The following is an 11884-nucleotide window of genomic DNA, read 5'->3' on the forward strand; positions in this document are numbered from 1 at the left end:
TCTAGCTAATTTATGACTTACAGTTGCTTAATAGATAAATGAACCTAGAAAAATAAAATTAACTATCAAAGAAATTTCTCCGGACAATATTTATCTCCTCAAATATTAGGATCTTTTAAAAGATCTCTAAAAATATATAAAGCTTAAAAAACAGGTGAGGTTTAATGTTTATTCCTCATTTTTTACTCTTAAGAATTTTGCATTTATAGCTACAATTACCGTGCTTATTGACATTAAAGCTGCACCGACGGCGGGACTTAGGATTATACCAACAGGAAATAAAACGCCAGCAGCTAGAGGTATGGCAAAAAAATTATATCCAGTTGCCCAGCCTAAATTTTGAAGCATTTTCCTGTATGTCGCTCTTGAAAGACCTAAAATTGAAACAGCATCTAAAGGATTACTTCTAACCAGTATAATATCTGCTGTTTCCACAGCTACATCGGTACCTGCACCGATTGCAATACCTACATTTGCCTGTGCAAGTGCAGGAGCATCATTTACGCCATCACCTGTCATAGCAACTATAAAACCTTCAGCCTGAACTTCTTTTACTTTTTTAGACTTATCCTGCGGAAGAACTTCAGCAAAATACTCCTCAATACCAATTTCGTCCGCTACCCATTTTGCAACATCTTTATTATCACCTGTAAGCATCATCGGTTTGATATTCATCTGTTTTAATTTTTTAACAGCTTCTTTTGATTCTTCCCTTATGATATCAGCAAGAGCAATAGCACCTGCCAGCTCATTATCAATTAAGACGAATACCACGGTTTTACCCTGTGAGCTAAGGCTGCCAATCTGGGCATTATTAAATTCAATATTGTTTTCATGCAAGTAACCCGGGCTTATAACTTTTATATCCTTGCCATTTACATCTGCTTCTGCCCCTTTACCGGTTATTGCTTTAAAATTTGAGGTTTCATATTTGTTATCCACTGATTTAGCTATGGCTTTGGCTATCGGATGTTCAGACTTAGATTCTACTGAAGCTGCATATTTTAATAGCTCTTCCTTTTCAATATTTTCATTTAACATAAGGACATCGGTTATGCCAAATTCACCTTTTGTCAATGTACCGGTTTTATCAAAAATTATAGCATTAATATTTCTCGCCCTTTCAAAAGCGGCCCGGTTCCTTATAAGAAGTCCGTTTTTTGCTGATATTGAGGTCGATACTGCAACCACAAGCGGTACGGCAAGACCCAATGCATGGGGACAGGTTATAACCATGACCGTTACTGTCCGCTCCAAGGCAAATGCAAAGTCTTTATTTATAACTGTCAGCCAAATAATGAGAGTTATAGCACCTGCTGAGATTGCGATTATAGTCAGCCAAAAAGCAGCGCGGTTTGCTATATCCTGGGTTCTTGATTTGCTTGCCTGCGCTTCTCTTACCAGTTGTATAACACTGGATAAAAAAGAATCTTTTCCGGTATTTTTGACTTCTACAGTTACAGAACCTTCACCGTTTATTGAACCCCCAATAACTTTGCCCCCAACAGTTTTTGAAACCGGTTTTGACTCCCCTGTCAGCATTGATTCATTTACAGATGTTTGACCTTCCAGAATCAGACCATCTGCAGGATATTTTTCTCCAGGCTTTACCAAAATCTTATCATTATTACTTAAGTCTTCTACTGCAATATCTTCAGTTTTACCATCAGAAGTTATTCTATGAGCTTCTGATGGCATAAGTTTTGCAAGTTCTTCTAATGCTCTCGAAGCGCCCATAATGGATTTCATTTCAATCCAATGGCCCAGGAGCATTACATCAATTAAAGTCGCAAGCTCCCAGAAGAAAAACTTTCCTGTAAGTCCAAAAACAACGGCGGAACTATAAACATATGCAACAACGATAGCAAGGGCAATAAGGGTCATCATTCCTGGCTGTCTGGATTTTAACTCACTGTATATACCCTTTAAGAAAGGCCAGCCTCCATAAAAAAATATTACAGATGAGAGACCAAACAATACATAAACATCTCCCGGAAATTGTAGTATATTTTCTAGCCTTAAAAGTTTCTGTATTAAAGGAGATAGCAATAAAACCGGTATGGTTAATATTGCGGAAACAATGAATCTTTTTCTATAATCTGCAATCATATGCTGGTGATGATCCGTATGCATGCCTTTCTTTGGCATTTTTTGTTTATGCTTTTTATGGTTTTCCATACTATTAACCTCCAGAAAATATATAAATAATATTAATTTTCAGATCAAGGCAATTGCAGGAAGCCTCGATATAATATCAACGGTATTCTTCCATATCAATAAATATACCGTGCCAGTTGTGGTACCAGACCTCACCAGTGAATTCATTTACACTCAACATTCCTGCAATATCCCCATCTTCTGTTAGCGTATGAATGGTATAATATCCATAAAATTTCTCAATCTCATCTCCCACAAATTCGCCGATATTTGTCTTAGCCAAGTATCTTTCTGCTAACTGAAGGGCCCTGTCTTCACTTATGTCCATATCAATATCGTTTTGAGATAATGGTATCTGCGGATGCATACCATATTTTAAATTCCACATCATATTAGGCCCATATTCAGGAAAGATGGCACCAGTATTTTTATCCACCAGAAGCTCCATAGCACTTATTCCTGTATCCAACTCAAAGATTTCAATATAGAAGTTTCTGGAAAACTCCATTATTTCAGCAATCTCCAAACCTAATAGATTATTCCTTTCAAGATATTCATTGGTGAGATTCTCTACTTCTTCAAAAGAATAGCTTGTGGCTGCACCTCCTTGTAGAAAACCTCTTAACATATGACCTCTGTCTTCAGAACGAAAGTCGTAACCCCTGCCAGTACCAAAATTTGTTAAACTGGTACCTAGATTGCCGATAATCAGGGTAGAGAATAGTCCAAGTATGCCTATTATTAATAATACTGCAGACGGTATTAAAAGTTTTTTCATTTACCCGATATCTTTCTTTATGGTTTCAAATTCATCTTTAGTAATCTCTCCCCTGGCATACCTTTCCTTTAAGAGCTCCAAGGCATTTTTTGTTTGAGGTCTGGGGTTACTGCCAGAATCATAGCTTGCTTTTTTTACCAGCCATACAATCAGCAGTATAATTGCAATAATTATAGCTATGATAAAAATAAAGAAAAAAATCATCCAGATAAGCCCGCCTCCACCAAAGAAGCCCATCATATTTGGCCACATCATCATTTTAATCATCCTTACTTTTTATATTAATATAAGAATAATAATATCACTTAGAAAAAGTAACGTTAAATATCCAGTTATTATGCATGAAAGACTCTATTACCGTTAGTATAATGCTGCAACTTGCAGTCACAGGTAGGCTTGAAGATAAAAAAGAGACTCCAAGTTACCTTTCGCCTTTGCTTTTCACACTTTAGGCTACTCCGCATCTTGGGGTCCTTGCTTAGGACTTTTATCGGGCTTTTAGGATTTTTACTTACTTTCTGCATCCTTTCGTCTGCAAATTTCAGCTTGCCTTTAAAAATTATCCTTTGTCCCAAGACACTTATTAATTTATCAGAGAGAGTATTGGTCAATAGAACAATTTTTACGATTTTTATTTGTCCTATTCGTAGAATTTTTAGCTTATAGTTTAATACTATACTTATTGAACTGTGCAGAAGTTTACGAGGGATGAGTAGCAGAAAACCTACTCTGGAGATACCCTTCAGTTTTGGTCTAAAAGTGTTATGAAAGTCTCTACCACCTGGGGGTCAAAATGCTGTCCTGATTGCTGCTTTATGTGGCCAAGAGCTTTCTCTTTGGACCAGGCTTTACGGTAAGGTCGGTCGCTGGTTAGGGCGTCATAGACATCTGCCACTGCAAAGATGCGCGCGGCCAGGGGGATCTGATTGCCTTCGAGACCGCGAGGGTAGCCGGTTCCGTCCCATCTCTCATGGTGGCAGTAGGGAATATCCAGAGCAGGGCTTAAAAAAGAGACGGGAGAAAGCATCCTAAAGGCATGCTCGGGGTGTTTTTTCATAATTTCCCATTCCTTTTCTGTCAGCTTGACGGGTTTGAGTAGAATGGAATCAGGGATACCCATCTTACCAATATCATGCAGAAGAGCGCCTCGCCTTATGTGTGCGAGCTCTTCTTTATTTACTTCTAGCTTCTGGGCTATACGCAGTGTCATCTCGGTTACACGCCTGCTGTGTCCCTCGGTTTCTTCATCCTTTAGGTCCAAAGCATAAGCCCAACCTTCGATGGTGGAATCATAGGCTTGAAGAAGCTCTATATTGGAAAGTTCCAGATTGTGAAAAAGATCCGCATTATCAATAGCAACTGCTATTTGCCCGGCCAGGGTATCCAGAAATGACAACCAGTCTTCATTGTGTTCAACTGGTTTCCGGTGAAAGATTTCCAGTACTCCCTGGACCTGGCCTTTTACAATAAGGGGTGCATTATAATAGGAGGCAAAGCCCTCCTGTTCTATAAGCTGCTCGTAGTGCGGCTCCTTTTCTACCTGTTTTAGGTCTGGAATATGTACAGACTCACGTTTTGAAGCTGTGCGGCCTGCGTAGCCTTCACCTAAATTGAGATTAATGCTTTTAGGGTCAAAGACGTTAAAACCGCGCCAGTCTTCATATTTTAAAAACCCTGTATGCCGGTCAAGCCTCAAAATGGCGGTAGAAGCGCTGTTTAAATGTTTGGTGATTTCATCTAGAATGACCCAATAGGTAACCCTTATATCCAGGCTTCCGGTTATTGCCATATCAATATTTTTTAAAGTCTGTACTTCCTCCAAATGCCTTTGGGTGCTTTCGTGAAGTTGTTGGCGATGTAGAGCAGAACCTGTCATCTCTCCAATGGTGGTTAGCAATTGAAGATTAGAAGCGGAAAAAAGCTTCCTATCTGGTTCCTTGGGGCGGTGAATTGCCAATATACCCAGAAGCTCCATGGTAGATTTTAAGGGGGTAAAAATCAAATGGTCTAGGTTGGCTGTGCGGTCTAAATGCAGGACATCTAAGGCAGTAAGTTTGTTACATACAATGGTTTTGTCAATTTGCTTCATAATATTGCAAAGCTTCTGCTCCGAGGAGAAGCGTTTGCCTATACCCTCTTTCCACTGGCCTCTGGCTTCAGCTACTATAATGTGCTTTTTATCTTTGGTCAGTAGCAGCACCATACCATCTTGAGCTTTTAACAAGTTACAGACATGATTTAGTATGACAGTCAGCATTTCTCTGCTGTTCCCAGTAGTCCGCAGGTGTGCAGATAAGGAGTTTAGGACAGAAAACTCCTTGTTTTGAGCAATAATTTTTTCATCTTTCTTCTTCATTTCGGTGATATCTAATATAGTGCCTATTAATTTAGCCGGGTTCCCATTTTTCTCATATATTACTTTGCCTACATTATAAACCCAGCGCTCCTGTCCGTTACTTTTTCTGATTATTTTGTATTCCTCGTCAAAATTTAAACTTTCTTCATATGTTGCATTATGAGTCTTTAAGATAATATCTTTATAATCAGGATGGATAATTGAAGTCCATTCTTCAAACATATACCTGGACTTTTTATCAAGGCCGAAAATCTCACACAGAACTTCTGAGCATTCCCATGTACCAGAAGAAATATCTACAATATAGCTTCCTATGCCTGCAGCTTTCTGGCTTTGTCTAAGAAAGCCTTCATTTTTTTCCAGCTTCATCTGTTTCTCTCTAACATAGCTGCTAAGTTTGCCCAATCCAACAGCAATAGCAAAATATGCAAATAAGATGAATAGGAAGTTTATAAATGAAAGCTGATGAAGGTATAAAGAAGATATCCCTATTATGATACTAGACCAGGCAGCAGCTACCAGCCCTCCAGCCAATCTCCACGTCCAAGCAGAAAAAACAACCAGGAAAAGAAATAATACGGCTGTAACAACTGGGGGCAGAAAGTATATAAAAGCAGTAACAAGCAGAGCATATCCAGCTGCAACAAACATTATCTTTTTATAGGTAAAATTCATTTGCTTAAAAAATATTTTGTTATCATTATATAAAAATTATTATTATTTTAATATATATTATTAGTAAGAAGAGTTTTGTGATTACAAATATGTTAATAGAATACTCTAAATAAAATAGCAATATGGGGCTTTAAATTAAAAAAGAGAGGCGGTTTACAAACATCATATATTTTGAACTAGGCAAAGCGTACTTTTATAATATAAGGGACTGGTTTTTAAGGTAGGGAGCACAATTTAATCAGATCTCCTCCGCTGTTTTTTGCTTCATACATTGCCTTATCCACTTCTTCTATTATATTATAGGTATCCAACCCTTGTCGATATTGACATATACCTATTGAAAGCGAGGTTTCTTGAACTTTTAGGCCATTGTAGCTGTCCATTATCCTCGCTGCTATTTCTTTGGCTGGGCCTATTTCAGTGTTTACTAATATCACAGCAAATTCGTCTCCACCATACCTTGCCACATAGTCTATTCAATCCCTGGTATTGGCCTTTAATATGGAAGCTGTTTCCTTTAGCAGCACATCTCCTTTTAAGTGGCCCTGGGTATCATTTACTTTTTTAAGATTGTCTACATCTATCATTAACAAACAGAAAGGGTTTCTATACCTTTCAAACCTTTTAATTTCCCTGTATAGACAGCTATAGAAAAATCTTTGGTTGTAGATATCCGTTAGAAAATCTTTTATGGATTGTTCTTTAAATGCGTCCAGCAAGCTTATATATTCTGTTACCTCCCTAAAGACAAAAATTTTACCAACCGCCTCTCCTTTTGATCCTGTAAGAGGTGAAACCAAGACACTGAAGGTTACATCTTTTCCTTTGTTCTTAAAAGCAATGTCTGCCCTAAAGCTATCTAGTGATACATCTTCTAAAGCGTTGGCCAGCTTTGCTGCCTTCTCCTTATCAGCTATGGCTTTATTTAGAAGAGATTTAACATTTTGGACAGTCAATTTTTCATTGCCATGCAAATGGCTAGCGGCCAGTAAATTGTGCATGGCACTGTTTATTGCTATATGTTTACGGCTGTCTATAGCCAGTACAGGGTCTTGTGATTTTTCAAAGTATTTCATAAATTCAACCATTTATTTGCTCCATCCGTAGAATTTACCAGTAGCCCAGAGGTCATATTCACTTATATTTATAGTGTCATTTAGGGTGGCGCCTTCCTGGTTTAGTTTTATATCTGTGGGGTGGTTTTTGCTGGTTTCTGATAAGAAGGGTTTTAGGTCGAATATTTTTATGATTCCATTGCCAAAATATACCAGGATCGTGGTGTCGGTATTGATGCTTACGTTTTCTATTTCAGGCAATAAGGGCATGGTAGTTAACAAAGTAAAGGTTGATTACTATGAATAATATAATAGCAATATAAAGGATAATATGGTAGGGAATAATTGGATTACGACCTTTACAAGGATCTTGGGATTCCCGGTGAAACAATTAAAGCAAGGCCTCACTTAAAAGAAATGCTAAAAGGTTGCAGCAATGGTATATACAGCAGAGTACTGGCAGTTGACCAGGATAGGTTGTCCCGGAATATAAAAGACCTCCAGGTTTTAAAAGAAGTGCTCAAATATAATAATGTAAAACTCATGCTTCAGGATATAGTGCTGGACCTTAATAATAAAGATGATGATTTTATGTCTGACACCCAGGGTATTTTTAGCAAAAGGGAATTGAAAGTAATTGCGGAGCGGACAGCCAGGGGGAGATACTATAAAGCTAAGCAGGGTAAATTTCCATCCGGAGGAAACAGTATTACTTATGGATATAAACTTGATGATGAGGATAGGTTGGTTATAGATGAGGAGGAAGCCAGGGTTGTAAGAAGGATATTTGATTTAATTGCAAACCACGGCTGGTCCTGTTACAGAGTGCCGGATGATTTGAATGCCCTGGGGATTCCCACCAGGCTCAAGAAACTTTGAAGGACTTTAAAGTCTAAAAGATATAATAGATTTTATGAAAATAAATGGACAGGAATAATGTAAAAAGCATCGTTTACAATGACCTTTACTATAAAGATGAATATATTTATGCAAAGAACAGCAAATTTGATTTTGTAAAACCGGTTAGCATTAAAAAAGAACCAATAATTTCTAAAAGGTTATTCCTTAAAGCAAAAAATAATTGGCAGCTAATAAGAGTAATTATAATAATAGAGTAAAAACGATGTATATTTTAACCGGAAGATTGTTCTGCCATAAATGTAAATATCCCTATTGTGGAGGAAGATATTCTACTAAAAAGGGTATAGTGCTTTACTATGGTGATCCAGGCAAGAAGAAGGAAATAACTAGCAACCCATGCAAGAATGCAGAGGTCAGGAAAAAATTAATAGAGTATGTTATTAAAAATGATGTAAAACATTTTCTCTTTAATCCTGAAAATATAAGGGACTATTTATTGGATAAGAATAAAAAAGCCTAAATAATGGCTTTAAAGCAATTTAATTTGAAAATAACAAGAATAGAATTAGGAAAGACGTCGTCAGGCGCTTAGAGTTATATTTAAATGAAGACATTTATGAATCTATTAGAAAAAGTAGTATTGCCTAAAAAATGAAGGAGAAAGAAGAAGCGCTGAAAGCAATTGATGATGTAATATTTGGGATTAAAAAATAAAGAAAAGAAAGAAAAATTGATGGAGAAGAGGATTAATAGTTTAAAAACCCTCTTAAGTAGTATAGAATTAGGAATGAGTAAATTAGAAGATACTAATTGGAAAAGAATAATAGCAAAATTAATAGATAGAATAGAAATAAATTCTGACGGTAAAAAAACTAAAGCTACTAAGCTTGACATTTGTATGAATTATAATTTTAATAGTATAGCAGAAAAAGATATTATAGAGATTATCTATAGTTGGGCGAATGGCGGAATTGGCAGACGCGCTAGGTTCAGGGTCTAGTGCTCGCAAGAGCATGGGGGTTCAAGTCCCCCTTCGCCCACCAAATAAAAAAAGCCCTGTATTTTATACAGGACTTTTGTTTTTAGTTACTTTGTCTTTTTCTTGCCTTTTGATTTTTTGGTTGCCATTTTCACCTCGCAGGGCTTATATTGAATAATGAGATAATAATATTCTCAAACAGGGTAAAAAGCAATTATTTTTTTTGGGTTCAGGTTTAAACTAATTTATTATATTATTAAATAAATCCTGAAAATGAAAAGGATAATTTTAGACACCAGAAAAACTAAAGATGTAGGCAGGCAGGGTATTGGTTGTGCAATGCTGGCACTTGTATTCTTGATTGGGTTTTTGGTGTTCGCGATTGTGCAGCATAGAAGTCTGGGATTAATACTAGTGCTTTCAGGTTTGGTACTGGGGTTAACAGTTTTATATGCTTATGTATTTTTCAGGAAAAGCAAGAAGAATAAATAGATGATACTAATTAAAAATTATACTGTAGGTAAGGAGTATAGGTATGACTTCTCTAGAGATAGTTGGACTGGTGGCCATTATATTAATGTCGGCATTTTCTATTGTGGCCATAGTGGTGGCCATACCCTTGTTTAAACTTTTATCCAAAGCCAACCGGATAATAGGCAGTTTTAGCAATAAGGCAGATCCCATGGTAGAAGATCTTGGTTCAATGGTAAACAAGCTTAATTTAGAAATAGCTTCAATAAATGATATAACCCAGAGTGCTGGGTCCATAGTGGAGCAGCTGGAAAAAATTATAAGGTTAGCCAGGATTGTGGTAACCAGTCCCATAATAAAAATAATAAGTACGGCATCTGGCCTGATAAGCGGTGTAAGGAAAACTAAGGGCAAGTAAACAGGAGGTATACTTATGGATAAGAAGAAAGCAGGCTTTATTGCAGCAGGAGCAGTTGTAGGCGCTCTTCTGGGATACATACTCAGCAGAATAGGTACAGACAGGGTTCTGGATATGCTAAAAGAAAAAAATATTATAAGCCCGGAAATTACTAATCTTATAGATGATTTTAAAGAAGGTCTGAGATCTGATTAACCGGCAGTACCTTTAACGTATTTGTGTTTATTAAACCTGTATATGGTTTCAAATGAGTTAAACAGGTCCAGATACTGTTCCAGGTACCTTATAAGCAGAAATCTGGATCTAACCGTTTCCCTTGCTTTTGTTCCCATGTCTTTCCTTAATTGTTCATCTTGTACAAGCTGTACTATCCTCTGGGCTGCTTGCTCTACCGAAGACACTAAAAAGCCATTGACGCCATCTTCTATCTGATGGACTATTCCCCCGGTCTTTCCTCCGATAACCGCGGCGCCCTTCCACATAGCCTCGGTTACGGTAAGGCCAAACCCTTCTTTAAGTGATTTTTGCAGAACTACAGCTGCCTTGCTCTGCAGCGCATTGACCAGGGCTGAATCCTGGTGGCTCAATATTTTAATATGGTCATCCTGGTGTTTGAGCAGGTTCTGGTAAATCTCTTCGCCCTCCGGATCATCGGTGGCTATATTGCCCAGCAGGACCAGGTTGCAGTCTACTTTTTTTCTGGCAATGTTGAAAGCTTCTATAACTCCTTCAGGGTCTTTCCATTTATCGAACCTGGATATCTGAACCACCAGGGGGAGATCGGTGGGTATATTGTAATGCTGAAAACGGTCTTCAATTTCCTTTTCACTCAATTTCTTATTTTTTATGCAGAAAGGGTCGATGGCGGGCATAAAAAACACCTGGGGAGGTTTTATGTTCTGCCGGTATTCTTTCAAGGTCAGTATGGCTGTGTCATAATGCTGTATATATTCATTGAGGTAGGAAAACAGTTTCCTGTCCGGAGAAGAAAGGTCAATATGACATCGCCAGATCCACGGTTGCCGTTTTTCATAAAACTTAATCATGCCCAGGGGCTGGGGATCATGAACTACAATAAAATTGTGATCCATACGGTTACGGATCGAATTTTCAAAAAGAACCCTTTCGTAAATTTCTTTTTTTAATTCGGTCAGATGTATCTCTGCCCCCTGGAGAGCATTATGTATTTTTTTGGTGATGCTAAAAAAGTCAGGCGAACCCTGTATAACTTTCCATTCTGCCTTTATGCCCACGCTGTTCATCAGCAGGGTAAGGGGTGAGAGTATTTCCGCCACTCCTCCTCCATAGAATGTTGAGTTGACGTGGGCAACATGAGCACCCTGCAGAGGTTTGGCTTTTTCTTTAATTCTGTCAATGGTTTTTTTATCCACAAACTGTTTATAGTCATCAACATCTATCAGTCGCTGATTGTAATCCATGGCCCTTCCTTATCTGTTTTAATTAATATAGAATTATAAAGAAAATTTTCTCATAAATCTAAACATATAATTTTTGCCAGGGAGTAGTGTTTTGAAAATAAAAAACTTAAAACCGTTAATGGCCATATCTGCTTTGTTTTTAATTATTTTATTTGGCCTGGGTTGTTTTTTATCTCAGGGCAGCAGTAAAACAGAAATGAAAAAAGATACAGTTACTGAGCCGGGATTTGATGAAACCAGTCTGGAAGAAATACAGGCGGCGGAGGGTCTGGATACTTATGGCTATCTCCAGCGGCTTGTGGTGCTGGGGGCTGAGCTGGAAGAGGCTGTGGATTATGGCCTGAAAGGAGTCCAGAAATATGAACAGGGACAACTGAAAATAACCGATATGGATAACTATATCAAGGAATATATAGAACAGGTAGAAGAGGTAGATGCCGGTTACCGCAGGCTGGTTGCCCCGGAAGGTTTAGAAAGTATAGATAAACAGTTTAACCTGGCCCTGGAGCATTTTAGGCAGTCAGTCAGTTACCTGTACCAATATCTGGATACCAGCCTGTTAAACATAAATAAAAAAATTGAATACCTCCAGGCAGCATTCCAGCAAATCCAGGAAGGTAAGCAGCAATTGGACCTGGCTTTGGAGAAAATAGACCAGTATGGGCAGTAATTTCAGTGTGGTTTAAATGACCGGA

15 protein-coding genes and 1 tRNA gene are annotated in these 11884 nt (G+C 37.8%); 8 read left to right on the forward strand and 8 right to left on the reverse strand.

What is annotated here, in order from left to right; genetic code table 11:
- Nucleotides 1-168 precede the first annotated feature (168 nt).
- The 7 genes from K9H14_02500 to K9H14_02530 form a co-directional block, all read right to left on the reverse strand.
- The gene (locus tag K9H14_02500) at nucleotides 169-2109 is read right to left on the reverse strand and encodes a copper-translocating P-type ATPase (protein ID MCG9479064.1); all 1941 of its coding nucleotides are present in this window, start codon (nucleotides 2107-2109) and stop codon (nucleotides 169-171) included.
- Between the two features lie 145 nt (nucleotides 2110-2254).
- Entirely contained in the window at nucleotides 2255-2935 is a 681-nt protein-coding gene (locus K9H14_02505; GenBank protein MCG9479065.1) for a hypothetical protein, read from the reverse strand.
- Nucleotides 2936-3139, reverse strand: a complete 204-nt coding sequence (locus K9H14_02510; GenBank protein ID MCG9479066.1) for an SHOCT domain-containing protein — start codon at nucleotides 3137-3139, stop codon at nucleotides 2936-2938.
- 538 nt (nucleotides 3140-3677) lie between these two features.
- On the reverse strand, nucleotides 3678-5966 hold the full coding sequence (locus K9H14_02515; protein ID MCG9479067.1) for a GAF domain-containing protein: 2289 nt from the start codon (nucleotides 5964-5966) through the stop codon (nucleotides 3678-3680).
- 215 nt (nucleotides 5967-6181) lie between these two features.
- Complete coding sequence (locus K9H14_02520) at nucleotides 6182-6433, reverse strand: diguanylate cyclase (GenBank protein MCG9479068.1); 252 nt, start codon at nucleotides 6431-6433, stop codon at nucleotides 6182-6184.
- Nucleotides 6434-6442: 9 nt separating this feature from the next.
- Nucleotides 6443-7054: a GGDEF domain-containing protein gene (locus tag K9H14_02525; GenBank protein MCG9479069.1), complete on the reverse strand. Its 612-nt coding sequence runs from the start codon at nucleotides 7052-7054 to the stop codon at nucleotides 6443-6445.
- Entirely contained in the window at nucleotides 7055-7291 is a 237-nt protein-coding gene (locus K9H14_02530; GenBank protein ID MCG9479070.1) for a hypothetical protein, read from the reverse strand.
- Between the two features lie 75 nt (nucleotides 7292-7366).
- Here K9H14_02530 and K9H14_02535 point away from each other — a divergent pair, with 75 nt between their 5' ends.
- The 7 genes from K9H14_02535 to K9H14_02565 all read left to right on the forward strand — a co-directional run bounded on the left by K9H14_02535 (nucleotide 7367) and on the right by K9H14_02565 (nucleotide 9945).
- Nucleotides 7367-7900 (forward strand): recombinase family protein, encoded by a 534-nt coding sequence (locus tag K9H14_02535; protein ID MCG9479071.1) that lies wholly within the window; start codon nucleotides 7367-7369, stop codon nucleotides 7898-7900.
- Between the two features lie 44 nt (nucleotides 7901-7944).
- On the forward strand, nucleotides 7945-8139 hold the full coding sequence (locus tag K9H14_02540; protein MCG9479072.1) for a hypothetical protein: 195 nt from the start codon (nucleotides 7945-7947) through the stop codon (nucleotides 8137-8139).
- Nucleotides 8103-8402, forward strand: coding sequence for a hypothetical protein (locus K9H14_02545; GenBank protein ID MCG9479073.1), 300 nt, complete (start codon nucleotides 8103-8105; stop codon nucleotides 8400-8402). The genes K9H14_02540 and K9H14_02545 overlap by 37 nt, the downstream gene beginning before the upstream one ends.
- A 436-nt stretch (nucleotides 8403-8838) precedes the next feature.
- Nucleotides 8839-8925, forward strand: a tRNA-Leu gene (locus K9H14_02550).
- 209 nt (nucleotides 8926-9134) lie between these two features.
- Nucleotides 9135-9353, forward strand: coding sequence for a hypothetical protein (locus K9H14_02555; protein MCG9479074.1), 219 nt, complete (start codon nucleotides 9135-9137; stop codon nucleotides 9351-9353).
- Nucleotides 9354-9396: 43 nt separating this feature from the next.
- Nucleotides 9397-9750 (forward strand): hypothetical protein, encoded by a 354-nt coding sequence (locus K9H14_02560; GenBank protein MCG9479075.1) that lies wholly within the window; start codon nucleotides 9397-9399, stop codon nucleotides 9748-9750.
- 15 nt (nucleotides 9751-9765) lie between these two features.
- On the forward strand, nucleotides 9766-9945 hold the full coding sequence (locus K9H14_02565; GenBank protein ID MCG9479076.1) for a hypothetical protein: 180 nt from the start codon (nucleotides 9766-9768) through the stop codon (nucleotides 9943-9945).
- On the opposite strand, the gene K9H14_02570 is transcribed toward K9H14_02565, so the two are convergent.
- Nucleotides 9942-11189, reverse strand: a complete 1248-nt coding sequence (locus K9H14_02570) for a glycosyltransferase (protein ID MCG9479077.1) — start codon at nucleotides 11187-11189, stop codon at nucleotides 9942-9944. The two genes, K9H14_02565 and K9H14_02570, sit on opposite strands and share 4 nt — an antisense overlap.
- 91 nt (nucleotides 11190-11280) lie before the next feature.
- Here K9H14_02570 and K9H14_02575 point away from each other — a divergent pair, with 91 nt between their 5' ends.
- Nucleotides 11281-11859 carry a hypothetical protein gene (locus K9H14_02575; protein ID MCG9479078.1) on the forward strand — a complete coding sequence of 193 codons (579 nt, stop codon included), beginning with the start codon at nucleotides 11281-11283 and terminating at the stop codon, nucleotides 11857-11859.
- Nucleotides 11860-11884 lie beyond the last annotated feature (25 nt).

This window comes from Actinomycetes bacterium, assembly GCA_022396035.1.
In the GTDB taxonomy this organism is placed as follows: Bacteria; Actinomycetota; Humimicrobiia; order Humimicrobiales; family Humimicrobiaceae; genus Halolacustris.

What these genes read in the sequence shown, in the direction of transcription:
- K9H14_02500 (MCG9479064.1), bottom strand. Translation starts at nt 2,109, where the DNA reads ATGATTGCAGATTATAGAAAAAGATTCATTGTTTCCGCAATATTAACC.
- K9H14_02505 (MCG9479065.1), bottom strand. Translation starts at nt 2,935, where the DNA reads ATGAAAAAACTTTTAATACCGTCTGCAGTATTATTAATAATAGGCATA.
- K9H14_02510 (MCG9479066.1), bottom strand. Translation starts at nt 3,139, where the DNA reads ATGATTTTTTTCTTTATTTTTATCATAGCTATAATTATTGCAATTATA.
- K9H14_02515 (MCG9479067.1), bottom strand. Translation starts at nt 5,966, where the DNA reads ATGAATTTTACCTATAAAAAGATAATGTTTGTTGCAGCTGGATATGCT.
- K9H14_02525 (MCG9479069.1), bottom strand. Translation starts at nt 7,054, where the DNA reads ATGGTTGAATTTATGAAATACTTTGAAAAATCACAAGACCCTGTACTG.
- K9H14_02530 (MCG9479070.1), bottom strand. Translation starts at nt 7,291, where the DNA reads ATGCCCTTATTGCCTGAAATAGAAAACGTAAGCATCAATACCGACACC.
- K9H14_02540 (MCG9479072.1), top strand. Translation starts at nt 7,945, where the DNA reads ATGGACAGGAATAATGTAAAAAGCATCGTTTACAATGACCTTTACTAT.
- K9H14_02555 (MCG9479074.1), top strand. Translation starts at nt 9,135, where the DNA reads ATGAAAAGGATAATTTTAGACACCAGAAAAACTAAAGATGTAGGCAGG.
- K9H14_02560 (MCG9479075.1), top strand. Translation starts at nt 9,397, where the DNA reads ATGACTTCTCTAGAGATAGTTGGACTGGTGGCCATTATATTAATGTCG.
- K9H14_02565 (MCG9479076.1), top strand. Translation starts at nt 9,766, where the DNA reads ATGGATAAGAAGAAAGCAGGCTTTATTGCAGCAGGAGCAGTTGTAGGC.
- K9H14_02570 (MCG9479077.1), bottom strand. Translation starts at nt 11,189, where the DNA reads ATGGATTACAATCAGCGACTGATAGATGTTGATGACTATAAACAGTTT.